General features: G+C 64.0%; 22 protein-coding genes and 1 riboswitch. Of the genes, 10 read left to right on the top strand and 12 right to left on the bottom strand.

Going from position 1 to position 23,115, the window contains the following annotated elements; all coding sequences use genetic code 11:
* Positions 1-102 precede the first annotated feature (102 nt).
* On the top strand, positions 103-963 hold the full coding sequence (locus DXK93_RS00335) for a DMT family transporter (RefSeq protein WP_119449015.1): 861 nt from the start codon (positions 103-105) through the stop codon (positions 961-963).
* A gap of 31 nt (positions 964-994) precedes the next feature.
* Here DXK93_RS00335 and DXK93_RS00330 read toward each other — a convergent pair whose 3' ends face one another.
* The 4 genes from DXK93_RS00330 to DXK93_RS00315 form a co-directional block, all read right to left on the bottom strand.
* Positions 995-1,438: a DUF695 domain-containing protein gene (locus DXK93_RS00330; protein ID WP_119449014.1), complete on the bottom strand. Its 444-nt coding sequence runs from the start codon at positions 1,436-1,438 to the stop codon at positions 995-997.
* A gap of 78 nt (positions 1,439-1,516) precedes the next feature.
* Entirely contained in the window at positions 1,517-2,458 is a 942-nt protein-coding gene (locus DXK93_RS00325; RefSeq protein WP_054450338.1) for a sensor domain-containing diguanylate cyclase, read from the bottom strand.
* Between the two features lie 129 nt (positions 2,459-2,587).
* Positions 2,588-3,460 (bottom strand): alpha/beta fold hydrolase, encoded by an 873-nt coding sequence (locus tag DXK93_RS00320; RefSeq protein ID WP_054451303.1) that lies wholly within the window; start codon positions 3,458-3,460, stop codon positions 2,588-2,590.
* A gap of 191 nt (positions 3,461-3,651) precedes the next feature.
* Positions 3,652-4,233, bottom strand: coding sequence for an ABATE domain-containing protein (locus DXK93_RS00315; protein WP_054451302.1), 582 nt, complete (start codon positions 4,231-4,233; stop codon positions 3,652-3,654).
* A gap of 139 nt (positions 4,234-4,372) precedes the next feature.
* Here DXK93_RS00315 and DXK93_RS00310 point away from each other — a divergent pair, with 139 nt between their 5' ends.
* The 6 genes from DXK93_RS00310 to DXK93_RS00285 all read left to right on the top strand — a co-directional run bounded on the left by DXK93_RS00310 (position 4,373) and on the right by DXK93_RS00285 (position 9,784).
* Positions 4,373-5,248, top strand: coding sequence for a leucine-rich repeat domain-containing protein (locus DXK93_RS00310; protein WP_119449013.1), 876 nt, complete (start codon positions 4,373-4,375; stop codon positions 5,246-5,248).
* A gap of 14 nt (positions 5,249-5,262) precedes the next feature.
* Positions 5,263-5,781 (top strand): hypothetical protein, encoded by a 519-nt coding sequence (locus tag DXK93_RS00305; RefSeq protein WP_225596897.1) that lies wholly within the window; start codon positions 5,263-5,265, stop codon positions 5,779-5,781.
* A 110-nt stretch (positions 5,782-5,891) separates the two neighbouring features.
* The gene (locus DXK93_RS00300) at positions 5,892-6,962 is read left to right on the top strand and encodes a type IV toxin-antitoxin system AbiEi family antitoxin (RefSeq protein WP_119449011.1); all 1,071 of its coding nucleotides are present in this window, start codon (positions 5,892-5,894) and stop codon (positions 6,960-6,962) included.
* Positions 6,950-7,822, top strand: a complete 873-nt coding sequence (locus tag DXK93_RS00295; protein WP_119449010.1) for a nucleotidyl transferase AbiEii/AbiGii toxin family protein — start codon at positions 6,950-6,952, stop codon at positions 7,820-7,822. The genes DXK93_RS00300 and DXK93_RS00295 overlap by 13 nt, the downstream gene beginning before the upstream one ends.
* A gap of 94 nt (positions 7,823-7,916) precedes the next feature.
* Positions 7,917-9,146 carry a hypothetical protein gene (locus tag DXK93_RS00290; protein ID WP_119449009.1) on the top strand — a complete coding sequence of 410 codons (1,230 nt, stop codon included), beginning with the start codon at positions 7,917-7,919 and terminating at the stop codon, positions 9,144-9,146.
* 86 nt (positions 9,147-9,232) lie between these two features.
* Positions 9,233-9,784 carry a dihydrofolate reductase family protein gene (locus tag DXK93_RS00285; RefSeq protein ID WP_119449008.1) on the top strand — a complete coding sequence of 184 codons (552 nt, stop codon included), beginning with the start codon at positions 9,233-9,235 and terminating at the stop codon, positions 9,782-9,784.
* On the opposite strand, the gene DXK93_RS00280 is transcribed toward DXK93_RS00285, so the two are convergent.
* From DXK93_RS00280 to DXK93_RS00270, 3 genes are read right to left on the bottom strand one after another with little or no spacing between them, the layout of a single operon-like run.
* Positions 9,760-11,286 carry a M81 family metallopeptidase gene (locus DXK93_RS00280; RefSeq protein WP_119449007.1) on the bottom strand — a complete coding sequence of 509 codons (1,527 nt, stop codon included), beginning with the start codon at positions 11,284-11,286 and terminating at the stop codon, positions 9,760-9,762. The genes DXK93_RS00285 and DXK93_RS00280 overlap by 25 nt on opposite strands.
* 16 nt (positions 11,287-11,302) lie before the next feature.
* Positions 11,303-12,622, bottom strand: a complete 1,320-nt coding sequence (locus DXK93_RS00275; RefSeq protein ID WP_054450320.1) for an MFS transporter — start codon at positions 12,620-12,622, stop codon at positions 11,303-11,305.
* Positions 12,623-12,661: 39 nt separating this feature from the next.
* A complete protein-coding gene (locus DXK93_RS00270; RefSeq protein WP_119449006.1) occupies positions 12,662-13,975 on the bottom strand; it encodes a D-serine ammonia-lyase in 1,314 nt (437 codons plus the stop codon).
* A 91-nt stretch (positions 13,976-14,066) separates the two neighbouring features.
* Between DXK93_RS00270 and DXK93_RS00265 the strand changes: the two genes are divergently transcribed.
* A complete protein-coding gene (locus DXK93_RS00265) occupies positions 14,067-15,017 on the top strand; it encodes a LysR substrate-binding domain-containing protein (RefSeq protein WP_054450316.1) in 951 nt (316 codons plus the stop codon).
* Positions 15,018-15,060: 43 nt separating this feature from the next.
* Here DXK93_RS00265 and mntP read toward each other — a convergent pair whose 3' ends face one another.
* The 3 genes from mntP to DXK93_RS00250 all read right to left on the bottom strand — a co-directional run bounded on the left by mntP (position 15,061) and on the right by DXK93_RS00250 (position 18,456).
* A complete protein-coding gene (gene mntP / locus DXK93_RS00260; RefSeq protein ID WP_119449005.1) occupies positions 15,061-15,633 on the bottom strand; it encodes a manganese efflux pump MntP in 573 nt (190 codons plus the stop codon).
* Positions 15,634-15,640: 7 nt separating this feature from the next.
* Positions 15,641-15,815: riboswitch (yybP-ykoY riboswitch) on the bottom strand.
* Between the two features lie 37 nt (positions 15,816-15,852).
* Positions 15,853-16,821, bottom strand: coding sequence for a tripartite tricarboxylate transporter substrate binding protein (locus DXK93_RS00255; protein ID WP_054450312.1), 969 nt, complete (start codon positions 16,819-16,821; stop codon positions 15,853-15,855).
* A gap of 51 nt (positions 16,822-16,872) precedes the next feature.
* Complete coding sequence (locus DXK93_RS00250; protein WP_119449004.1) at positions 16,873-18,456, bottom strand: sulfatase; 1,584 nt, start codon at positions 18,454-18,456, stop codon at positions 16,873-16,875.
* A 133-nt stretch (positions 18,457-18,589) separates the two neighbouring features.
* On the opposite strand from DXK93_RS00250, the gene DXK93_RS00245 reads away from it, so the two are divergent.
* Positions 18,590-19,495, top strand: a complete 906-nt coding sequence (locus DXK93_RS00245) for a LysR family transcriptional regulator (RefSeq protein ID WP_119449003.1) — start codon at positions 18,590-18,592, stop codon at positions 19,493-19,495.
* A 94-nt stretch (positions 19,496-19,589) separates the two neighbouring features.
* Positions 19,590-20,039: a DUF6389 family protein gene (locus tag DXK93_RS00240; protein ID WP_054450307.1), complete on the top strand. Its 450-nt coding sequence runs from the start codon at positions 19,590-19,592 to the stop codon at positions 20,037-20,039.
* Between the two features lie 40 nt (positions 20,040-20,079).
* Here DXK93_RS00240 and DXK93_RS00235 read toward each other — a convergent pair whose 3' ends face one another.
* Both DXK93_RS00235 and DXK93_RS00230 read right to left on the bottom strand, forming a co-directional pair.
* Complete coding sequence (locus tag DXK93_RS00235; protein WP_054450306.1) at positions 20,080-20,523, bottom strand: CopD family copper resistance protein; 444 nt, start codon at positions 20,521-20,523, stop codon at positions 20,080-20,082.
* Positions 20,524-20,650: 127 nt separating this feature from the next.
* The gene (locus DXK93_RS00230) at positions 20,651-23,089 is read right to left on the bottom strand and encodes a TonB-dependent receptor (protein ID WP_119449002.1); all 2,439 of its coding nucleotides are present in this window, start codon (positions 23,087-23,089) and stop codon (positions 20,651-20,653) included.
* Positions 23,090-23,115: the final 26 nt, after the last annotated feature.

Raw genomic sequence — 23,115 nt, 5'->3', positions numbered from 1 at the left:
CTGGCTTTCAATACATAACAGTTTCTTGAAATTGTACTGGATTGTGCTTGGACTGCGCGCTCAGGCCGTGCTGTACTGGAGCCCGGTATCAAGGAGCTTCAGATGCAAAAGGCCACCAGCGGCTGGGTGAACGGTTTTATCGGCGTAGTGATCTTCGCGGGCTCCTTGCCCGCGACCCGGGTCGCCGTGGCGGACCTGGATCCCATTTTCCTGACCTGCGCGCGTGCCGCCATCGCGGGCCTGCTTGGCCTGGCGCTGCTGATGCTGCTGCGCCAACGCCGGCCTACCCTGTCCGACCTCCCCTCGCTAACGCTGACCGCACTGGGCGTGGTGGTCGGCTTCCCCCTGCTGACGGCGCTGGCCCTGCAGCACGTCACCTCGGCCCATTCCATCGTCTTCCTCGGCCTGCTGCCGCTCAGCACCGCGATCTTCGCCGTGATACGCGGCGGCGAACGCCCGCGTCCGCCGTTCTGGATGTTCTCCATCGTCGGCGCGGCTTGCGTCGCGGGCTATGCCGCCTGGGGCGGCCTGGAGGCCTCGCCCACCGGCGACCTGCTCATGCTCGCCTCCATCATCGTCTGCGGCCTGGGCTATGCCGAAGGCGCCAAGCTGTCCCGCAAGCTGGGCGGCTGGCAGGTCATCAGCTGGGCGCTGGTGCTGTCTCTGCCCCTCATGCTGCCCATCGCGCTGTTGACCATGCCGGCCTCGTTCGAGCACGTCGGCACGCCGGCGTGGATAGGCCTCGCCTACGTGTCGCTGTTCAGCATGCTTATCGGGTTCGTGTTCTGGTACCGCGGGCTGGCGCAGGGCGGAATTGCGGCGGTGGGGCAGTTGCAGTTGTTCCAGCCCTTCATGGGGCTGGGATTGGCTGCCGCGCTGCTGCATGAGCAGGTCAGCTGGACGATGCTGGTCGTGACGCTGGCGGCGGTGGTTTGCGTGGCGGGCGCCAAGCGCTATGCGTAGCAGGCGGCGCGCAAGCGCCGCCTGGCCTCTTTCAATGAAGCTGATCTGAACCCTGGGGCTGCAAGCCCGACAAGGCATTCCAATCAGGATCCTTGTACATGCGCAGTTGTATGGGATAGACCGGATGCCCAGCCAGGCATGCGTTGAATGCATCCAGGAAGGCCTCGACGTCACGCGTGTAGTAACGCCATTCCTTGTGGTGATTTCCAGTCAGGCAAGCCACCTGCACCCCGATATCGGAATTCTCAAAGCCTTTCTCGATGGCCTCTTCAAAGCTATTGTGGCTCTGCTTGTCTTCGTCATTGGGCATGCCGGACTCGATGCCCTGGTACGGCCAAGAGATGATGACCAGGTTCTCATTGATCTCACGATCAGTCGCCGACGGCAAGCCGGTGCGAAAGCGAACGATGACCGTCAAACCTTCGACCTGTGCTTCACCCACTGCCCACAGATCGCCTGGGAAAATACTGCTCATTGAATCAATTCCTGTATAGACGCCGGACCAGAAGGTTCAGCGCTTGTTACTGAGAAAACCTTGTATTCAAGGTCGGCTCTACAACTGCACATGCTCGATGCGGTCCCGCCCGTTTTTCTTGGCTGCATATAGCTGCTGGTCGACGGCTTTGATGAAGCCAGCACGGTCGCTCTGTCCGTCTGGCACCGCCGTTCCGGCTCCAATGCTGACCGTGACGCGCCTGTCGTGCGGTGACAGCGCGTGCACGATAGCCTTTTTCTTGAGCAAGCGCTGGCAGCGTTCAGCGACTTTTCGCGCCACTCCGGCATCGGCTTCCGGCAGCAGCACGACAAACTCTTCGCCACCGTAGCGCGCAACGAGATCGCGAGGTCCATCCAGCGCCAAACTCAGGGTCTGGGCGATATCCACCAGACATTGGTCGCCTTGGGTGTGGCCATACAGATCGTTGTATTGCTTGAAAAAATCGACGTCGAACAACAGGATGGACAGCGGCTTTCGTTCGCTGCGCGCGCGCTCCCACTCCAATTCAAAACCGCTATCGAAGCGACGCCGGTTGGCAATATTCGTCAAACCGTCCTTGAAGGACAGCGCCTCCAGCTCCTTCTGCAAGGCCAGCAGCTTTTCCTCGGTCTTCTTGCGTTCGGTGATGTCGAACATGAAGCCGATCAGCGCTTCGACCTCGCCGCTGTCATTGCGCACTACGTGCACCACGTCCCGGATCCATACGTAGCCGTTTTCCTTGGTCAGCGCACGGTAGTCCGCCTCGTGGTCGACGCCGGCCTGGGATTGGGTGACGCAGAAATTCACCACATAGTCCCGATCCTCCGGGTGCATGCGCATGGCCCAGTCCTCCACGCTCACCCAGCTGGCGGCCTTCCAGCCCAGCAACGCCTCGATCTGCGGACCGATATAGGCGAATTGCTTCGTGGCCCAATCGATCTTCCAGGGAATTGCCTTGGTGGACTCGAGCAAGGTTCGGTACACCGCGTTGTCATCAAGAAGCGGGCTTTCGTTTGACATACCCTATCCATCCTCGATTCAAATGAACGGGCACTTTAGCGTGAATCCGTCGGCCGTGGCGTGTGCGTGATGAACGCCGAAAGGTAGCCGTATTGAAAAGGCCGCATTCGCGGCCTCTTTCAGAATCCCTCAAGGCGCCAACACCTCGATAATCCGGCGCCCGATATATGCCGCATGCGTCTCGAGCGCAAAGTGCCCGGTATCCAGCAACTCGACCTGCGCTTCCGGATTGTCCCGCTTGAACGCCTCGGCGCCGGGCGGTATGAAGAACGGATCGTGGCGCCCCCAGATAGCGAGCGTCGGGATTTTCGCCGCGCGGAAGAACGCCTGGAAATCCGGATACCGCTTCAGATTGTTGGCGTAGTCCAGGAACAGATCGAGCTGGATTTCCTTGTTGCCAGGCCGCTCAAGCAAGGCGGCATCGAGCGTGTAGCTTTCCGGAGCCACGTCGTCCGGATTGGCGACGCCATGCACGTACTGCCACTTCGTTCCTTCCAGGTTCAGCACGGCATCCGCGATGACCTGCCGGTTGGCCGCGGTCGGCTCCGCCCAATAGGCGCGGACTGGCGCCCAGGCATCGCCCAGCCCTTCGAGATAAGCGTTGCCGTTCTGAGAGACCAGGCCGGTCACCCGCTCGGGGTGGGCAAGCGCCAGGCGCAGCCCGACAGGCGCGCCGTAGTCGAAAACGTACATCGCATAGCGTTTCAGGCCCAAGGCATCGACGAACGCGCCGAGCGACACGGCCAAGTCGTCAAACGTGTACCGGTAGCCGCGCTCCCCAGGTACTTCCGTGAAGCCGAAGCCGGGCAGATCCGGCGCAATCACGTGAAAACGCGTGGCCAGAATCGGGATCAGATTGCGGAACTGGTGCGAAGAACTGGGGAAACCATGCAGAAGCAGCAACACGGGCGCATCGGGGTTGCCCGCCGCGCGATAGAAGAAGTTCAGGCCGTCGGCTTGCAAACGGCGCGTTTGGATCTGGTTTTCTGGGGGGCTGGACATGACGATCTCCGTGGTCTGGGGCTGGATCAAAAGCCGAATTCCTGCAGGCTGTGCGGGCCATTCTTACGCCTTTTTAGTAACCCGTCAAATTAAGTTTTAATGGTTACCTAAATAGTTCAAAGCTATGACATGGAGAGACTCATTCAAAAAAAAATCCGGCCAGGCGGCCGGATGGGTGGGCTAGCAAGCGCTCAGGAAGCAGCGTCCTGGGCTTCTCTCTGTCGAAATGCCGCCACCTTGTGGCGGTTACCGCAAAGCGACATGCTGCACCACCTGCGGCGATGGGAGCGAGTACGGTCGTAGAACCAGAGGGAACAGAGCGGGCTTTCGCATTTGCGCACCAGCTCGAAGTCCCCATGCACGAGCAAGTCTGCGGCGGCCTCTGCGGCCGGAAGCAGCCATTGATCGGGCGTAGCCGCTTCATAGCGACGGGCAAGGCTGGGCGCGCCCGCCACCACGGAAACCTCAAGATGGCTGCCTCCGGCGGCGAGCGCCCGGTTGAGCGGGCTGAGCTTGAGCGGCAACCCGGCCTTTCTCTGGGCGACCAATGCGCGCACCGTCTCGCGCAATGTCCTCGCGGATTCGAGCAGACCCTTCGGGGTCTTGCGCTGGGCGGGCGAAAAACCCAAGGCCTCCAGCCAGGCTCGCACATCGTCGTCTGATTGCAGGCGATCGCGAGGGCCATCGTCGGATTGCTCGACGGTGTTGATCAGGTCTAACGCCGCGTGGTCGCCAAGCAGGCGGAATTCTGGCGTGGGGGTAGTGGTGGTCATGATGTTCTCCATCTTGAATGTAACCACTTAGTTTGCGACTATCAAGTTACGGAGGAAGAGCATCCCATCGGTCATCGCACAGTTTTCCGCCCGGACGATGAGCACCGTAAACTAGCCTTTCACGGATTCGGAAAGCCACATGTCCTTCATCCCGTTTTCGATCCCTCTCCCGGACCGCGCCCAGACCTGGCGCTTCATGCACAGCCGCCAGCACTCGCAATTCGCCGGCGCGAATGAACGCGTCGTGCTCTACGATGCTCCGCCGCAAGAGGCCGTCCTGGCCTCGATCGAAGACGTGCATCTATGGGCGCCGCCGGGTGACCCGCTGCGCGAGCTGCCCGGACTCCTCGCCCGGCTGCCGGCGCTGGCGCACCTGTCCATCGGCCCCGGCGCGGTCGCGGGCAGCGTTCTGACGGGATTGCGCGCAGACATGCTCCCTGCCAGCCTGCGCCATCTTTCCATCCATCCCGAGCCTGGCACGTACACCTGGCAGGCCGGCCCGCTGCCCAGGCTGGAGGCGCTGACAGTGGGCGCCACGTTGCGGTTCGAGCCGGAAGACTTTCCGGCGTTGATTTCCTTGTCCATGGTCCCAGACCGGCGCGGCATGCTGCTGGACCGCGCCTTGAGCCTGCCGCTCAAGGAACTGAACCTTTGGAACGTGCCGTTCGATTCGTCGATATTCGACCGCATTGCGGGACTGCCGCTGTTGGCGCTGGGCTTGCTGGCGGGCCGTGGTTTGAAGACGCTGTCCGGCATCGAGCAACTGACAGGATTGCGTTCTTTGCGCCTGAAGAACCTTGGTGCGCTGGAGAAGATCGGTCCGATCAGCGCCCTTGAAAACCTGGAACGGTTGGACATTCAGTACTGCAAACGGATTGCGGATATCGGCGTGCTGGACATGCTGACCCGATTGCGGGAGCTGACGCTGGTCGGCTGCGGCGATGTGGGATTGGGCGAGTTGGCACAGACCTTGAAGGCGCGCTTGCCGCGCGCGAACATCGCGGCGACGCGATAGCCATGGCGGACCCGATGAGCATCTTGCACGAACGTTTCCTGGGCTTGCTTGCCGCGCGGGGCTGGACGGTGCTACGCGCGACACCCACGGCTGCGCGGGCAGACGCCTCGGAACACGCAGCGTTCCTGTCCTTGTACACGCAACTGAGCAGCGCGGACGATACGCGCTGGTTCCTGAGCGCGGCCGACTATGCCGGAACCGCCGACAGCGCCTTCGGGTGGGACGCCTTTCGCGACATCAGCCTGGAAGCCGCCATCAGCGATGCCGACCGGCACGCCGTCGAGACCTTCTGGGCGCGCCATGTGCCGATCTTCATGAGCGTGGACGGTGATTACGAGTTTCTCGCGATCGACCGGATTTCGGGAAGGATCGTGCATGGCGTCGAGCCCGAGTTCGAGGCGGTCAGCGAGGTGGCCAGCGGTCTTGGAGACCTGTTTGAGCAGATGCTGGCGGATGGCGAGGCGGCTGCGTTGCTGGGCTGCTCCGACTGGCCAACACAAGCCCCTGCGACTCAAGGAAAGGGCGAAGCGTAGAACGCAGACCGAATTTCATTGTTTTTTCCTATTTCAACACGGGCTGAAAATAACTATTCCAGTGAAACTATCGTTGACACTTTCACTGAAAATGCTATTTTTAGCAGACGATGAAAATGCACAATCCAGTGAAAATCGATGATCAAGCTGCGAGTACCCTCCGCTCGCTGTTGGAGGAAATACCCGCCGTCGAGAGCCTGGAGGTCACTCTCGTCCCTCGGAATCCAAGCTCAGCAATCGAGCTCGCCGCCCAACTGACGACATTCGGCAACCGGCACAAGCTGGTCGCGACGGTACTGCCCAGCGGACAACCGCGGCACGCGCGCCTGGCCGTACTTTCGTTGCGTGAATACGTGGGACGGCAGTCCGATCACGTTACGCCCATATTGATTGCGCCTTATCTGTCGCCGCAGGTTCAGGAGTTGTGCCGCGAGTTCGACGTGGCGCACCTCGATTTCGAAGGGAATGCTCGGCTTGCCTTCGCTACCATCTTTATCTCACGGCAGGTAGCCAAGAAGCCGGTGATAGAACGGCGGGGACTGCGGTCGCTGTTCAAGCCGAAATCAGTCCAGATACTCAAAGTCATGCTGCGCAAGTCCTCCCGCGGTTGGCGGGTTGCCGAATTGGCGCAAGCCGCGGACGTCAGCCTGGGGCACGTCAGCAATGTGCGCAATAGCCTGCTGGATCGCGAATGGGCGAAGCTGGGCCCCGAGGGAATGTTCCTGTCTAGGCCCGACGCACTTGTGGACGCCTGGCGTGAAGCCTACGAATCTCCGGCCGGTCAACGGCTGACTTTCTATACCACTTTGCACGGAACGGCGTTTGATGCGGCGCTGCACGATGGGTCACCCGGCGCGACAAGCCAGATCGCACGCGCTTCGTTCACTGCAGCCCGCTGGCTGGCGCCGTTTGTACGGACTGGCACACACTATTTCTATGCTGATGCTGCAGGCCTTGAACTCCTGCGATCACGACTCAAGCTCGAAACCGCCGGCAAGGGAGAAAACCTGGTGGTGACCGTACTGGACGATCCGGGGCTGTTCCGTGACACTGTGCAACCGGCGCCCGGCGTGGTCTGCACCAGCCCAATCCAGACCTATCTGGACCTCAGCGTGGCAGGCGAACGCGGACAGGAGGCCGCCGATCACCTGCGACGGGAAAGGCTCCAATGGCACGAATGACGCGTGGCGAGGCACAGTTAGCGAGCGAGTACGACGACCGCACAACGGCGGCAGTCAAATCCGTCCTTATCGAAATCGGACAGATCCTTGGAAGCTTCAAGGGACGTTTTGCCGTCGTAGGCGGCGCCGTGCCATGGCTGCTGCTGGGCAATGAAGACATGCCCCACGTCGGCACCCTGGATGTGGACCTGGGTTTGGATGCCGAAGCGCTGGGCGATGGTCAGTACGCGCACCTGGTCGAATCGCTGTTGAGCCAAGGGTATGCACAGCGCAAGGAACTCAGGCGATTCCAACTGGTGCGACAGATCCAGGCGGACGACGGCGGTCCTGCCATTGATGTAGTGATTGACTTTCTCATGCCCAGGCAAGCCGAGATCGTGAGGAACTCGCCTGCGCTGATCAGCGAATTCGCGGTACAGCGCGCCGATGGAACGGATCTCGCGCTACGGTTCTACCAAATGGTCGCTATCGCTGGATCGATGCCTAACGGCGGAACTAACCGCGTTGAAGTCGCCGTCTGCTCCATCCCGGCGCTACTCGCAATGAAAGGCCACGCCATCCAAGGCCGCTACAAGCAAAAGGACGCCTACGACATCTATTACTGTATCCGCAACTATGCCGGTGGCGCCGAGGTGCTGGCGGACGATTGCCTCCCTCTGCTGCAGCATGAGTCCGGCGTCAAAGGCTACACCAACATCGCAGCCAAGTTCGATACCGTCGATGGCTTCGGACCAACTTGTGTGCGTCGGTTTGTCGAGGACGCGAATGTGTTGGGAGAGCGAACCGCGGATCAATGGCAGCAGGATGCCTTCGGGCAAGTGGACGCTTGGCTGCGGGCTTTGGGACTGCGGACTCAATAGCAGGTTCAAATCTCGCAAACGCTCACCACATCGCCCGAAAACCCAAATTTCTTCCATCATCGCAGTCGCCTCGCGGCCTTGGATGCTCTCTCAGATGCTTCGCTCACTCTCCGTCCCCAGCCATTCATACCTCACCGCGCTGACGCTTTCCATGCTATTGCTGACCGCAGCCCAGGCCCATGCCGCGCCCCGCACCGTCTACACCGGAACACTGCAAGGCGCCGGCGACATCGTGCTGGAGCTGGACACAGAAGCGGCTGCCGACGGCACCTTGACCGGCCGTTATTTCTACGCCAGGCACGGCGTGGATATTCCGCTGCAAGGCACGGCCAAGGAGCTCTTCGAACCGAAGCCCCGCCAGGAAGGCAAGCCGGCGGATCAGGCCGCAAGCTGGCAAGGCACGCGCGATTCCAAGGGCTATCGCGGTCTCTGGACCGACGCCAGGAGCGGCAAGCAGCTACGCTTCGACCTGAAGCAGGTTGCGCAATACGACACGGAGCAGCTGGAAAAGGACCGCAGGCAGGCCCGCGCCAGTCAGGTCAATCTCGGCGACATCGATGTCCAGGCAGGCATAAACGCCACGCGCGCGCCCTACGAGACGCTGAAACTGACCGGATACGCCCAGCCGGTCGGCAAGGAGATCGGCGACGGCGCCGTGGCCTATCGCATGTGGCGCGACCCGCGCACCAAGTTCAGCTATCCCCGGCTGAGCCGGCATCCCGATGCGCAGGTCCTGCAGCGCACGAACACTCTGCTGGAACAGCGTCATTGGCAGAAGAGCCTGGGCGCGCTGGGTTGCATGGCATCGGCCTACACCAGCGACAATCCCGGCGCGGGCACGCTGGGCGGGTTCGATGAAGAAGAAGTGCACGTCACCTGGCTGTCGCGCGCGCTGATGACGGTGACCGAATCGGGCAGCCTGGACTGCGGCGGGGCCCATCCGTACAACCATTTCGAACCCTATACCTACGATCTGCTGCGCGGCGAATACCTGGACTGGAATCGCGTGTTCGACGCCTATGTGCCGAGCAAGCGCAGGTTCGGCGGCGAAAAAAGCCCTGCCCTGCTCGCGCTGGTGCAACAAGCGGTCAAGGCGGGAACAACGGTCCAACAATCCGAGGATCGTCCCAATCTGGAAGACTGCGCGGACCTCTGGCCCGCCTATTTGGCGCTAGGCGTCCAGGCGCCCGGCGCGCTGAGCCTGTCCGTGTCCGGGGTCGGGCACTCGGCGGGCGCTTGCCTGGGCACGCATGCCAGCGTACCGTTCACAGCGCTGGCGCCTTATCTGAAGCCGGGCGGAAAGGAGTATCTGGCCACCGACTGAGTGGGACGGCAAAACCGTGCGCCAGTGCAACAGGCGGGCATTGCGATACCATCTTCGCCTTCCCGCAACCGATAGGATTCCGCGCCATGGCACTGCACTGCTCATCATTCATCGCAACCAGCCTGGACGGCTACATCTCCCGCGAGGATGGCGGCCTGGACTGGCTGGACAGCGCCAACCAAATCGTACCTGCGGGCGAGGACTGCGGCTACGGCGCGTACATGAAGACCGTGGATGCGTTGGTGATGGGCCGCGCGACGTTCGAGAAGGTCGCCTCGTTTCCGGAATGGCCTTACGGCGACATGCCGGTCTACGTGTTGAGCCGCAGCATGACAAGCCTGCCGGCAAGCGCGCCCGCTTCGGTCCGGCTGCACGGAGGCTCGCTGGAGGAACTGCTGGAACGCGCAGGCGCGGACGGCTGCAAGAGCCTGTACATCGACGGCGGCAAGACGGTGCAGTCCTTTATCCAGGCTGGCTTGCTGAGCGACATCACCATCACGGTGATTCCCGTGCTGATCGGCGGCGGACGCCGCCTGTTCGGTGAATTGGCGGCGGACGTCGCCCTGCGGCATGCAGCGACCGTGGCCTATCCCTTCGGCTTCGTGCAAAGCCGCTACGCGTTGGAATACGGCGCGTAGTCGGCGATGTCCGCCAGCGGCCAGTATTCGCCTGCGAGCCGTTCCCGTGGGAACGAGGTGATGTCGGCAGTGCTCAAGCCCACGCTATCGACAGAGATGATCTGCGCCGCAAGGCGGCGGTAGCCCGCGCGGAAATGGTTGGCGCCCTTGATGGCGATCAGCTTGTATGCGGTCACGTCGATGCCATGCAGGAAGAATGGCTCCTCGTCGTAGATCTGTTCGGCGCGCGAGGCGACAATCACGTCCACGCCCTGGATGACCAGGCGGCACATGGCGCCGAGGTCGAAACGCACGCCTTCGAACATCGAGCCCGCGCGATTGACGAAGCGGCCGTCGGTGATGGCTTTCACATAGGCATGCACCCGCAGCGGCTGCCCCTGGAAGCGGCCCTGCTTGGCGCCCAGCGACACGCTGATGGTCGCGCCGACGCCGGCCTGGCGAGCCTGCTCGACGACGGACGCATCGTTGATGGAAGCGAAGCAGCAGGTTCCGGCCACGGGTTTGGCGTCCAGGATGGCGCGCAACAACAGGTAGGTGCCGTCGCCGGGCGTGCCGCCGCCGGGGTTGTCCGCGTACTCGTTGACGACGACGGGACCGTGCGAGGCGGCCAGCGCCACGGCGACGCCCTGCTCCGGGCTTGGCAGTGACGGCCGGAACGCTTCGCGGTGCGACCAGATCCATTGCGCGACTTCATTCGCGCAGCGCTCTGCCAGCGCCTGATCGCCCGCCGTGGTGCAGACCACGGCCGGGCAAGGCGCGGCGATATCCGCAAGGGGAAAGCCGTGGAACCACGAACAGTCGATGACACCCGGCAGCGCGGCCAGCTTGGCGCATACGGCATTGACCTCGGCGGGAATGAAGCCTTCCTGCGTCGTGACGATGTAGGGCAGCATGGGCAAGAGGCGCATGGCGGTTGCCGGCTTGAGGCGGCCGCCGATGATCTCGAGCAACAGCGCCACCGCCTCGACCGCTCGGTCGTGAAAGTCAGTATGCGGATACAGCTTGCAAGGCAAGGTCAGATCGCAAGCCTGCCGCATGGCCTCGGTCATGTTGCCATGGAGGTCATAGACAGCGGCAATCGGGACATCGGCGCCAACCAGCTGGCGGACCGCCAGGCACAGATCGCCTTCGATGTCCTCGATGCCATCGGCGACGCCCGCGCCATGCAGCGCCAGCAACACTCCGTCGACAGGCAGAGCGGCGCGGATACCGTCCAGGATTCTGCGTTTCATTTCGGCGTAGGCCTGGGCCTCGATCGTGCCCGAGGGCGTGGCCTGGCCGACGAAGGTGCAGATCAGTTCGGCGCCCGTCTGCCTGGCGCCTTCGATGAAACCGCCGACCTGGTGATTCGATTTGTCGAAGGCTTGCAGTATCTCGTCCCCGCCGTACTGCTCGAACGCGCGCAACGGCGTCTGGCCGGCGACCTCGGCGGCATAAGTATTGGTTTCATGGATCAGGCCGGCGACGGCAAGTCGCGGCGCGGCATCTTTAACGTTTTCCATGGTGTATTCCTTGCCTTCAGCGATTGACTTTCTTGGGGTCGAAGCTCAGCGCAATCAAGGCGCTGACCAGGAGCGAACCCGCGATGATGTAGATGGCTGGCGCGGTGCTGTGATAGATGTCGCGGATCCAGCCGATCAGGTAGGGGCTGACGAAGCCGCCCAGATTGGCCAGGCTGTTGATGATGCCGATCGACGCAGCCGCGGTGGCCCCGCCCAGGAAGGCGGTGGGCAGCGTCCACATGATGGGAGAAAAGCTGATGATGCCGGCGGCGGCCACCGACAACGAGATGACGGCCAGCGTCAGGTTGGTGCCGGCGGACACGCTGGCGACCAGCCCCGCCGCGCCGAGCACCAGGATGAAGACCAGGTGCCAGCGGCGTTCGCGGCGCAGGTCCGAACTGCGCCCGACCAGGACCATCGCCACCATGGCGACCAGATACGGAATGGCGCTCAGCAGGCCGATGCGCAAGCCGCCCTCGGCGCCGGCATCCTTGATCAGCGTGGGCAGATAAAAGCCCAGCGTGTACAGCGCCATCATCGCCGGAAAGGTCATGGCGACGATCTTCCAGATGCGCGCGTCGCGCAGCGCCTGCAGCAGCGGCATGTGCTCGCGGCCCGCGTTGTCGGCAGCGATGTCCCGCTCGATCAGCTGGCGTTGTTCCGGCGTGAGCCACGCGGCATCCTGTACGCGGTTGGTCAGGATCAGCAGCACGCCGATGGCCAGCGGAATGGTGGGCAGCGCTTCCAACACGAACAGCCATTGCCAGCCGGGGTGTCCGCCGACCAGATGGAATCGTTCCATAATCCAGCCCGACAGCGGGTTGCCGATAAGACCGGCCACCGGTATGCCGGCCTGGAAAATGGCCGTCATCTTGGCGCGGCGGCGGTTGGGAAACCAATAGGTCAGGTAAAGGATCACGCCAGGGTAGAACCCGGCCTCGGCCACGCCCAGCAGAAAGCGCACCGTGTAGAACTGCCAGGGCGCGGTGACGAAGGCCATGATGCCGGACAGGATGCCCCAGGAGATCATGATCCGCGCGATCCACAGGCGCGCGCCCACGCGGTGCATGATCAGGTTGCTGGGCACCTCGAACAACATGTAGCCGATGAAGAACAATCCTGCGCCCAGGCCGTAGGCGGCCTCACTGAACTGCAGGTCGGCCAGCATGTTCAGCTTGGCGATGCCGATGTTGATGCGGTCCAGGTACGCGACCACGTAGCAGAGCATCAGAAAGGGAATGAACCGCAGCGCGACCTTTCTGTAGGTCGCGTCTTCAAAGGCTTGCTGGTCCGGGCGCGCTGCGCGGCCGGCGGGGAGGGTTGCACTTCCGCTCACGGGTTTTCTCCTTGGTATGTCGTTTTTGGGTGCTGCGGCTTATGCCGCGCGGCGCTGGCTGAGTTGCCTGGCGTGCTCCTGGAAGCCGCGCAGCGCTTCGGGGGGCACCAGCGAACCGCCGGTGGCCCAGATGACATGAGTGGCTGCGGACATGTCGATGCCCGACGCATAGACCTGCCCTGCGGCACAGTCCAGCCAGCCAGGCCCCGAGACCGCGGCCGCGGCCGACGGCTCGACCTCGACGCCCAGGGTGTCTTTCAGCGCCAGCAGGTTCAGGTAGAGCTCGTCATCCGACACGGTGAAGACGCCGCCTAGCTGGGGCCTCATCAGCGACGCCACCAGTTCGGAAGCCTGGCCCACGGCCAGGCCATCGGCCTCGGTGCGGTTGTCCAGGCCGATGTCGTAGACCGACACGGGGGAATCCGCGCCAGATGCCAGCTGCACCAGAAAACACGGCGACGCGACGGGTTCGGCGAAGAAGCAATGCACGTTGGGACCGAACAGCGCCTTCAGGCCATGGCTGATGCCGCCCGGCGCGCCGCCGACACCGCAGGGGATGTACACGAACAGAGGGTGCGCCGCATCGACCACGCGCCCTGCTTCAGCCAGTTGCCGCGCCAGTCCGCGGGCCGCTGCGGCATAGCCGAAGAACAGCAGCTCGGATTGCTCATCGTCGACGAAATGGCTGCGGGGCGCGGCCAGCGCCTGCGCCCGCCCGGCCGCGACGGCCTCGGCATAGTCGCCGGCATGCTCCACCACGCGCACGCCACGTTTGCGCAAGCGGTCCTTCTTCCATTCCTTGGCATCGGCGGACATATGCACCACGGCATCGAATCCCAGCGCGGCGGCCATGACGCCGATGCTCATGCCCAGGTTGCCGGTGCTGCCCACGGTCACGGCATACTGGCTGAACAAGGCGCGAGCCTGCGGCGTCGCCAGGATGCGCCTGTCCGTCGCCTCATCCTTGAGCAGGCCGTGCTCCAACGCGATCGACTCGGCAATGGCCAGCACTTCGTGAAAGCCGCCGCGCGCCTTGATGGACCCGGCGACTGGCAGTTCATCATCGCGCTTGAGATACCAGCTGCCCGAGACCTCCCCGGCGCCCAGCGCCTGCTGCAAGGCTTTGGCGGGCATCAGCCGGGACTCGATATGCCCGCCCGCGGCGGCAAGCTCGGGAAACAGCGCGGCCAGCAGCGGCGCGCAACGCACCAGGCGGTTTTCGGCCTCATCGATCAGGGCCAGGGACGGCGCGGAGCCGGGCAAGAGCCCTCCCCTAGCCGGGTTGAGCCATAGCAAAGGCGTTCTTGATTGAAGATTTTCTAATAGCTGAGGATCGAAATTGGCGGTCATCATGGACTTGCGGGTTGATGGTTCGGCGCAAATCGTAGATTCCGAAGGCATGCAAGAATAGCGATCATTTCTAATTCAGCCATTAGCGTGACTTATGTCTGCCCATTTCGACTCGACACTCCTGGGAGCCCTGCGGTGTTTTGACATGGCCGGCCGCCATCTCAGCTTCACCAGGGCGGCGTCGGCCATGAACCTCACGCAAAGCGCGGTGAGCCAGCAGATCCGGCAGTTGGAAGACCGCCTGGGCTACCTGTTGTTTGTCCGCCAGCAACGCGGCCTGAAGTTCACGCCCAAGGGCGAATCGCTGTACACGACGGTCAGCCGTGCGCTTGGCGACATTCAGCAGGAAATCGAGCGGCTGGGCTTGCCGGCGTCCGCGCTGCAGGTCAATTGCCTGCCGTCGTTCGCGCTGCAATGGCTGATGCCGCGCCTGACGGAATTCCATCGCCTACAGCCGGAGGTATCAGTCCGGTTGAAGGCGGAGTTCCAACTGCTGGACCGCAAGCTGATGGAGGAAGAAGACATAGACCTCGCCATCCGCTATGACCCGGCGCACTACAGCCATTTACAGGCGGACGCCTTGCTGGACGAGTATCTGCTCGTGGTCGCAACGCCCGAATACCTGGCCGCGCACCCCGCGTTTCGCACCGGCAAATCGCTCGACGGCGTCGAGTTCCTGCACGACGCCTCTCCTTGGGTCGGCGCCGCGGAGTTCATCGAGTGGCGCACCTGGATGCAAGCGCATCGGCCGGGGTGGATCCGCCACCTGGACGGGCCGCAGTTCAATCTGGCCAGCCTGGCCATTGGCGCCGCGCTGAATCACCAGGGCGTGGCTATCGGGCGCAGCGCGATGGTCTACGACGAACTGCGCAGCGGACGGTTGGTAGACGTGTTCGGCAAGCACGTGCCCGCGCCAGCGCGCTATGTGCTGCTGTCGCGCCGGCCTGAAGAGCGGCGCACCCGGATCTTTTCCGAGTGGTTGAAATCCGAGTGCCGCAACTTCGACAGCGCGCGTTCGGCCTTGATCGGGGGTACTCGCGGATAAGCATCATCCGCGGAGCCGACGAGCGCCGCCTTCCCATGCGGCGTCAAGCCGCTGCGGCGCTCAGATGTTCATAAAGTATTGCCGCGCCTATACCGATCAGCGCGACTCCACCCAGGATCTCGGCCCGCTTCCCGGCGACGCTGCCCAGCACGCGTCCGAGCATCACGCCTATCGTCACCATCAGCGTCGTGGCCAAGCCGATGGCGATGGCCGCCACCACGATGTTCACATCCACGAACGCCAGGCCCACGCCGACCGCCATGGCGTCGATGCTGGTGGCCAGGCCCGTAGCCGCCAGCAGCCAGAAGGAATGCCGGGTGACGGGCGCGGCGTCCTCGTCCTCTTCCTTGAGGCCGTTGCGTATCATCAGCAAACCCAGAATACAGAGCATCGCGAACGCGATCCAATGGTCCCAGGCGATCACATACTTTGCCGCGACCGAGCCCAGTCCCCAACCTATCACCGGCGTGATGGCTTCGATCACGCCGAAGATCAGCCCTGTGCGCAGGGCTTCCGGAAATCGGGGCTTGTGGAGCGCGGCGCCTTTGCTGATGGCCGCGGCGAACGCGTCCGTGGACATGGCGAACGCGAGAACGATGATGGCGATGGGATTCATTGGAGTGGGGATCCTGCTGGGCGGAAACGGCACGGATCCTCCGCGCCGCCCGGCATCGCGCGAAAAATCCGTGGTCTCGCCAAGCATGGATGCCGCTTGCGCCATGGCCGAGGAAGCCAAGAATGTTGACGCAAGCCCCTGCGGAACTGGCCGCAGGGAGGCTACTCCCCAAAGAGTGAAACCAGTCTAGCAGAGCCTGCTGACCGGCGTGTTACAGCGCTATTCCCCGCGTATTCCCGCCTTCGCGATCACCTCTTTCCAGCCCTTGGCCTCCCTGTCCACCCATGCCTGTGCCCGCGCCTTGCCTGCGAACGGCCCGCGCATGCCCAGCACGGCCATGCTCTGCTGGAACTCCGGCATGGCGTAGACCTTGGCCAGCGCGTCTTCCCAGACCTGCGCGACCTCCTTGGGCGTGCCCTTGGGCGCCATGACCAGGAAGGCGAACGACACGTCATAGTCTTTCAAGCCAGCCACGCCCGACTGCGCCGCCGTGGGGACTTCAGGCAGGTCGGCGTCGCGTTCCTTGCCCGACACCGCCAAGGCCTTCAGCTTGCCTGCCCGTACATGCGGCAGGACGCCGGGCGTGGCAAGAAAGGCGGCCTGTATCTGATCGCCCAGCAGCGCGTTCACGGCAGGCGCGTTGCCGCGATATGGCACATGCGCGACTTCCATGCCAGCCGCGAGACGGAGCTTTTCGAAGGCCAGGTTGCCGGGACTGCCGTAGCCGGCTGAGGCATAGGTGATGCGATTGGCCTTGGCGTAGCGCAGGAATTCGTCCAGCGTATTGATGCCGAGTTCGGGGCGCACCGCCAGCGCCAGGCCGAAGGAGCCGGCCAGGCTCAGCGGTTCCAGCCGCTGGGTGACGTCCTTGTCCAAGCCCTTGAAAATGTATGGGTTGACGGTCATGAGCGTGTCCAGCGTCATCAGCAGCGTGTAGCCGTCGGGCGCAGCCTGGGCCACGGACTGGGCGCCGATGTTGCCGGACGCGCCAGAGCGGTTTTCGACGACGATGGTCTGGCCCAGGATCTTGCCGGCATGCTGCGCGATGGCGCGGGCTTCCAGGTCCAGCGGGCCCGCGGGCGGGAAGTTGACGATGAGGCGCACGGGACGCGACGGATAGTCGGACGCCACCGCGACCGAGGTTGCGGCCACGAGCAGCGCCGTACAGAGCAACAAGGACTTGATCATGCTTTTCTCCTGGATGGCGCCAACCCGCAGGCAGGCGCCGTGGCGGCGGAATCAGGCGATGGCGGTGGGGTGCGGGCTGGTCTCGGCGTGCCGGATCATGCTGCGCGACAGTTCCAGCAGCAGTTCTGCGCGCAACGCGCCGGCGGCGGGGTCGTCCCACAGGTTGCGCAGTTCGTGGGGGTCTTCTTGTAGATCGTAGAGTTCGCCCCAGGCGGCATCGGCATAGACGCTGAGCCTGTGGCGCGGCGTCTGCAAGGTACGCATGCGGGTGCGGCCGGGAAAGCCGAACATGGTGCGCTGGCCCTCTTCCTCGATCAGCACCGCGTCGCGCACGCGCTCGGTCTCGCCCGACATGAGCGGCAGCAACGATGCGCCCTGCATGCCGTTGTAGGCAGGCAGGCCCGCGCGCGCCAGCACGGTAGCGGGGATGTCGGCGGTGGAACACAGCGCCTGGCTGCGCGCAGCGGCGGGCGCCGCCTGCGGATCGCGCCAGATGAAGGGCGTGCGGATCAGGCTCTGATAATGGATCGGCCCCTTGAGCAGCAGTTGGTGGTCGCCGAAGTAGTCGCCATGATCGCTGGTGAAGATGACGATGGTGTTGTGGTCCAGCCCAGTCGCGCGCAGCGCCCGCATGACGCGGCCGATGGTGGCGTCGATATGGCTGATGGAGCCGTAGTTCAGCGCGATGGCCTCGCGCGCCTCGCGCTCGGTGCAGGCAAAGATGGCGGGCGTGTGCTTGACGGCCTTGCCCTGATTGCGCTGCTGGTGCATCCAGGCTACGTGAGGCGGCGGCTGGTGGCCCGGCGCGGCGCTGGCGTGGAACGACTCGGGCAGGGTCACGTCTTCCGGGCGGTACATGTCCCAGTACTTGCCGTGAGGCGTGAAAGGATGATGCGGATCGGGAAACGAGCACTGGATGAAGAAGGGCTTGCCGTTGGCCGCGTTGTCGCGCAACTGCGCGATGGTCTGGTCGCCGATGTAGGCGGTGGTGGAGCATTCTTCCGGCACGCGGGTGCGCCAGGCCTGATGATGCTCTGTCAGCACATAGCCGGGCGCGGGCAGGGCATGCTCGGGCCCCCACAGGCGCCGCGCCTCGGGATGTTCGCGGGCCAGCCAACGCTCGTAATGGCCCCAGACCTGGTCACCGTGATCCACCGCCAGCGCCACGCGCTCGAAGCCGTAGAACGGCGTCTGCAGATCATGCCCAGGATCCGTGCGCCATAGCGGGCCCCATTCCTGATCGTAGTTGCCGGGCTCGGCGGTCCAGGCCTCGCCGTGTGCGCCGTCGCTCGCCGGCGGCCAGACGGCGGGCTTGCCGGTCATGTTCTGCAAGTGCGACTTGCCGATCAATGCGGTGGAATAGCCCGCGCCGCGCAAGCGGTCGACGAACGTGGTGGCGCGCTGCGACAGCGGAATTCCGTTGTGGCGCACGCCATGCACCGAGGGCATGCGGCCCGTCATCAGGGTGGCGCGGTTGGGCATGCAGATGGGCGACGCCACATAGAAGCGGTCCGCCGACCACCCCTGCCCCGCCAGCGCGTCCAGCTCCGGCGTGCGCAGCATGGCGTTGCCATAGCTGCCCAGATGGTCCGCGCGCTGCTGATCCGTGATGAATAGCAGGAAATTCGGCTGCATCGTGTCTCCTCGCCGCCAGCTTTGCGCCGGCTTGGCTCTGTTGTCAGGCCATTATGTGTAGAGGAGACATAAATTGATAATGAATTAATATTACCGAGCCATAACTCTGCATTTATGTCTCAAGGATGCCCGCATGGACTGGACCCACCGCATCCGCCTGCGCCACCTGGCCATCCTGGTGCGCCTGTGCGAAACCCGCAACCTGAGCCAGGTCGCGTCGGAACTCAACATCACACAGCCGGCGCTGTCGAAGTGGCTGAAGGACCTGGAAGCAGACATCGGCCTGACGCTGTTCGAGCGCCACGCGCGCGGCATCGAACCCACGCTGTATGGACTGGAACTGCGCACGCATGCGCGCGAGATCCTGGGCAAGCTGGGCCGCGCCCAGGACTCCATGGCGCAGCTGGCCCGCGGCGCCACCGGCACGCTGGCAGTGGGCGTTACGCCCAATATCGCGCCGGTGCTGCTGCCGCCCAGCATCCGGCGCTTTCGCGAACGCTATCCGCGCGTGCTGCTGCGCCTGGCCGAGAACACGCTGGACTACCTGCTGCCGCTGATGCAGGAAGGCACGTTCGACGTGCTGGTGGGACGCCTGGAACAGCACTCGCTGCCGCGCAACCTGCACTACGAAGAGTTGTACGGCGAGCCCATCTGCCTGGCCGTGGGCACGGCGCATCCGCTGGCGAACAAGCGCAAGGTGACATGGGAGGACGTGCAGGAATACCCCTGGATCGCGCCCGGCGCTTCAACACCGATGCGGATACGCATCGATTACGAACTGGCGCTGGCCGGCCAGCCCGCGCCCTGGCATCAGGTGGAATCGTCGTCGGTGCTGGTCAACCTGGCGCTATTGGACGGATCGGATCTGATACTGCCGATCTCCGAGCGGCTGGCAAAGCATTTCGCCAAGCAGCACATGATCAAGGTATTGCCGCTGGCGATGCGCAGCCGCGGGATTACAGGCATGGTGTGGCGAGACGCCGCGCTGGCCTCGGAACATGCGGCGTACTTCATGGAGTGCCTGCGGCTGGCGCGGTGACGGCGACAGGAAATGGCAGATAATCCACGGCACTCCCTGCCGCCTCTCCAGAGGTCGGCGACAAAATGCGCCAACCAGTCCTGAACGGAATGCCATGAACCGATCCGAATACGAAACCGAACTGCTGCGCATCCTGCGCGCCCACGACGCCGCGGCGCGCGCCACACTGACAGCGCTGATCGCCGCCCTGCCGCCCAAGGCGCGCGAGATCCACTTCGTGGTGTTCCCCGACCAGGACGGCGAAGGCACATTCTCCGTGGTGGCCAGCCTGGAAGGCCCGGACCTGTTCGTGCTCAACAAGGCCATCGAAGGCCACCGCTACCTGTTCGACGTGCGCCACACGGAAGACGGCATCGAGCCCGAGGTTCCTCTGTTCGCGTCGGACGAAGGTGGTTTCAACGTCCAGGACGTCATCGTCGATACGGCGATGCAATGGGTGGCGGAACTTTGGGAAACGAACGGCCAGGGCCGTTCGCCGCTGCCGGCGCTGGTATATGGGGAGGAAGGCTACGGAACGCTTGAGCCGCTCGCATTGCCGGCATAGCACTGCGGCAGGGGCTCCTACGGCGCCGCGGCCTCCGCGCTCACCAGGCCACGTGGAACATCGCCTTGGCCAACACCACGATCAGCACCATGTGGCAGAACACGCTGATATGCATGCGCCGGCTCAATGCGCCAGTCAGGCGCTTGCGGCGAGCGAGCGTCAAGGCGGTCGCGACATGGACCAGCACGCTCAAGGCAAGCGCGATCTTCAGCGAAAGCAGGACGCCGAAGGACGATGCAAACGGGTTGGCGAGCGCGCTGCGGTATTGCCAGGCCAGGCCCAGGCCGGCCAGGTACAGCACGACGACCGACCACGGCAGCACGGCCCGCACGCGTGGCGCCAGCTGGCTGCCCAGCGCGCGGCGCACGTCGGGCGGCAGGCGCTTGTGCACGGGTTCCAGGAACAGCACCTCGAACGTAACGGTGCCGACGAACAGGAAGGCGGCAAGCAGGTGCAGGATGAGCAGCAAGGGGTAGGTGTTCATGGCTGCGATCGGGAATGGCCATCAACGAGGATTGTCCCATCAACCCGGAAGCCGCGGACATGACAAGCATCAAACCCGCCTCGCGCGAAAGCCTCCGCGCGCCCCCGCCGCCTGGCTTGCCCGGTCCTCAGAACTTGTAGCTCACCTTCATCCAGACGTTCCTGGGCGTGCCGTAGTTGTAGCCGTTGTAGCCCCCCAGACCGCTGTAGTAATACTTGTCGGTCAGGTTTTCCACGTTGACGGACGCGGACACATGCCTGTTGAAGTCATAGCGCGCCATCAGGCCAAACAGCGTGACGCCGCCCTGGCTGGCGCGCCCTAGCCCGCCGGCTTCGTCGTAGTAGATGCTGCTCTGGTAGCTGACGTTGCCGCCGATCGTAAGCTTGCTCCATTCGCCCGGCAGCCTGTAGCTGGCGGCCAGGCGGAACAGCCGCTGCGGCGTGCTCGGCAACAGCAATGCGCCTTCGGCGTCGCGCTTGGCAAAGTAGGTGTAGCCGCCCATCAGCTGCAGGCCCGGCGCCACTTCGCCGGATGCGGTCAGCTCGAAACCCTTGCTGCGCGCGCCTTTGACGGCGCGGTAGGGAGTGCTCCCGTCCGGCAGCGGCGGGCTGGACGGATCCTCCACCGCAACGTTTTCCTCCTGGGTGCGGAATATCGCGAAGCTTGTGTTCAGCTTGCCGTCCAGGTGTTCGCCCTTCAGGCCGATTTCATAGTTCTGGCCGGTTTGAGGAGGCAGCACCACGTTGCTGGCGTCGCGCGAGGTGGTGGGAATGAAGATCCGGGTGTAGCTGGCGTAGGCCGAATAATCCTTGCTCAGGTCCACGACCACGCCGGCATAAGGCGTGAAGACGCCGTTTTCCTTTGCGGTGGGGTTGTGGGTCCAGGTGTTGGCGGGGCCGTTGTAGGCCGATGAGTTTTCTTCGTACCAGGTGGTCCGCGCGCCCAGGATCAGCGACACTGGCTCGGCCACCTTCAGGCGCGCGGAACCGTAGATGGCGGTCTCCTTCGCATCCAGGAAGGTGTTGTAGAAGGTGTAGGGCATGGCGGGCCGCGGCACGTCGCGCAGCTCGTAGAGATTCACGCGCCGGCGGTCCCAGCCGGCGGGATTCGCCGAGTTCAGGTTGAGTTCGCTGGTGTAGCGGTTGTAGCTCAGCCCCAGGACGGCCCGGTGCTCCCTGCCGAATGCCTGGAACGGCCCTTCGGCGTAGACGTCGAAGGACTTGTTGGTGGAGCTTGCGGGGTTGTCGCGCAATTCGATGGTGGACGCGCCGGACGGATCGACAGGCTGATACGCGAGGACGTAGCCCCAGGCGGCTTTTCTTTCGTTTTTCAGGCGGCTGGCGTCCATCTTGACGTGCCAGCCGCTGCCGAAGCGGTGGTCCAAGGTCGCGAATATCCGGTCCGTATACATGTCCCATTGGCTCCACGGCGTCACGGGATTAAAGGACCTGGGAAAGTTCGTGCGCGTGCCGTCGCTGTAGAACAGCGGCGCCTGGCCGAAGTTCGCGCCGTCGATGGCGGTCTTTTGGTGCTCGTAGCCGAGGCTGACCGTGGTGCTGGGCAGGATGTCGGCCTCGAGGATGCCGTAGAAGACATCGTCGGACCGCTTCTTGTAGTCGATGAAGCTGTCGCCCGCGGTGCGGGCGGCAACCACGCGGCCGCGCAGCGTGCCGGCGCTGTTCAGCGGGCCACCCAGATCGGCTTCGGCGTTGTAGCTGTTCCAGCGGCCGACGCCGCCGGTGACGTGCCCGGCAAACTCCGATGTGGGGCGCTTGCGCACCAGATTCACCGAACCGCCGGGTTCGCCCACGCCGTTTAGCAGGCCTGCGGCGCCGCGCACGACTTCCACCCGGTCGTAGATGGCGGTGTTGATCATGCCCGCCTCGGCCGACGGCGTCTTGAACGACAGCGTGGGCACGCCATCGAGCATGGTGTTCAACGCAAAACCGCGCGAGGTGAATTGCACGCGCTCATCCAGCCGGTCGACGGCGATGCCGGGAGTCTGGCGCATCACCTCGTCCAGCGTGTTCAGGTTCTGGTCGTCCATCTGCTGCCGCGTGACGACGCTGATGGATTGCGGGGTTTCGCGCAGCGACAGCGGCATGCGGGTGGCGGCGCTGGTTGCCGGCACGGTATAGGAGCCTGTCCCTTCGGAGGGACCTTCGTCGCCAGCGCCGGTGACGGTCACGGCGGGCAAGGCCGTGACTTCGCCCTGCGGCAATCTGCGCAGCGTGTAGCCGCCGTCCGCGCGCCGCGCCGGTTCCAGCCCGCTGCCGGCCAGCAGCTGGCGCAGCCCTTCCTCGAAGCCATAGCTGCCGCGCAATCCCGGCGACTGGAGGTCGCGCGTCAGAGCAGGATCGAACGACAGCAGGACGCCGGCCTGGGCCGCGTAGGCCGACAGCGCCGCGCTGAGCGGCCCGGGCTCGATGGCTACGCTCACCTGCCCCGCCTGCGTCTGCGCCTGGGCAGGCGTTATCAACCCGGCCAGAGGCAGCGCGAATACGCCTGCCGCGAGCAAGGCGGGGAAGGAGACGCTTGCGCGCGACGGGGGAAGCTGACGGGGCATGACATGCACTCCAGATGTTGGTCTTA

Source organism: Achromobacter sp. K91 (assembly GCF_003576205.1).
GTDB classification, from domain to species: Bacteria; Pseudomonadota; Gammaproteobacteria; order Burkholderiales; family Burkholderiaceae_B; genus Achromobacter; species Achromobacter aegrifaciens.
The sequence above is the reverse complement of the archived record's forward strand: the minus strand, read 5'-3'. Positions and strand labels throughout refer to the sequence as shown.

Excerpts from the sequence above, each read along its gene's own strand:
- DXK93_RS00335 (WP_119449015.1), top strand. The coding sequence starts at position 103 with ATGCAAAAGGCCACCAGCGGCTGGGTGAACGGTTTTATCGGCGTAGTG.
- DXK93_RS00330 (WP_119449014.1), bottom strand. The coding sequence starts at position 1,438 with ATGAGCAGTATTTTCCCAGGCGATCTGTGGGCAGTGGGTGAAGCACAG.
- DXK93_RS00325 (WP_054450338.1), bottom strand. The coding sequence starts at position 2,458 with ATGTCAAACGAAAGCCCGCTTCTTGATGACAACGCGGTGTACCGAACC.
- DXK93_RS00320 (WP_054451303.1), bottom strand. The coding sequence starts at position 3,460 with ATGTCCAGCCCCCCAGAAAACCAGATCCAAACGCGCCGTTTGCAAGCC.
- DXK93_RS00315 (WP_054451302.1), bottom strand. The coding sequence starts at position 4,233 with ATGACCACCACTACCCCCACGCCAGAATTCCGCCTGCTTGGCGACCAC.
- DXK93_RS00310 (WP_119449013.1), top strand. The coding sequence starts at position 4,373 with ATGTCCTTCATCCCGTTTTCGATCCCTCTCCCGGACCGCGCCCAGACC.
- DXK93_RS00305 (WP_225596897.1), top strand. The coding sequence starts at position 5,263 with ATGAGCATCTTGCACGAACGTTTCCTGGGCTTGCTTGCCGCGCGGGGC.
- DXK93_RS00300 (WP_119449011.1), top strand. The coding sequence starts at position 5,892 with ATGAAAATGCACAATCCAGTGAAAATCGATGATCAAGCTGCGAGTACC.
- DXK93_RS00295 (WP_119449010.1), top strand. The coding sequence starts at position 6,950 with ATGGCACGAATGACGCGTGGCGAGGCACAGTTAGCGAGCGAGTACGAC.
- DXK93_RS00290 (WP_119449009.1), top strand. The coding sequence starts at position 7,917 with ATGCTTCGCTCACTCTCCGTCCCCAGCCATTCATACCTCACCGCGCTG.
- DXK93_RS00285 (WP_119449008.1), top strand. The coding sequence starts at position 9,233 with ATGGCACTGCACTGCTCATCATTCATCGCAACCAGCCTGGACGGCTAC.
- DXK93_RS00280 (WP_119449007.1), bottom strand. The coding sequence starts at position 11,286 with ATGGAAAACGTTAAAGATGCCGCGCCGCGACTTGCCGTCGCCGGCCTG.
- DXK93_RS00270 (WP_119449006.1), bottom strand. The coding sequence starts at position 13,975 with ATGATGACCGCCAATTTCGATCCTCAGCTATTAGAAAATCTTCAATCA.
- DXK93_RS00265 (WP_054450316.1), top strand. The coding sequence starts at position 14,067 with ATGTCTGCCCATTTCGACTCGACACTCCTGGGAGCCCTGCGGTGTTTT.
- mntP (WP_119449005.1), bottom strand. The coding sequence starts at position 15,633 with ATGAATCCCATCGCCATCATCGTTCTCGCGTTCGCCATGTCCACGGAC.
- DXK93_RS00255 (WP_054450312.1), bottom strand. The coding sequence starts at position 16,821 with ATGATCAAGTCCTTGTTGCTCTGTACGGCGCTGCTCGTGGCCGCAACC.
- DXK93_RS00250 (WP_119449004.1), bottom strand. The coding sequence starts at position 18,456 with ATGCAGCCGAATTTCCTGCTATTCATCACGGATCAGCAGCGCGCGGAC.
- DXK93_RS00245 (WP_119449003.1), top strand. The coding sequence starts at position 18,590 with ATGGACTGGACCCACCGCATCCGCCTGCGCCACCTGGCCATCCTGGTG.
- DXK93_RS00240 (WP_054450307.1), top strand. The coding sequence starts at position 19,590 with ATGAACCGATCCGAATACGAAACCGAACTGCTGCGCATCCTGCGCGCC.
- DXK93_RS00235 (WP_054450306.1), bottom strand. The coding sequence starts at position 20,523 with ATGAACACCTACCCCTTGCTGCTCATCCTGCACCTGCTTGCCGCCTTC.
- DXK93_RS00230 (WP_119449002.1), bottom strand. The coding sequence starts at position 23,089 with ATGCCCCGTCAGCTTCCCCCGTCGCGCGCAAGCGTCTCCTTCCCCGCC.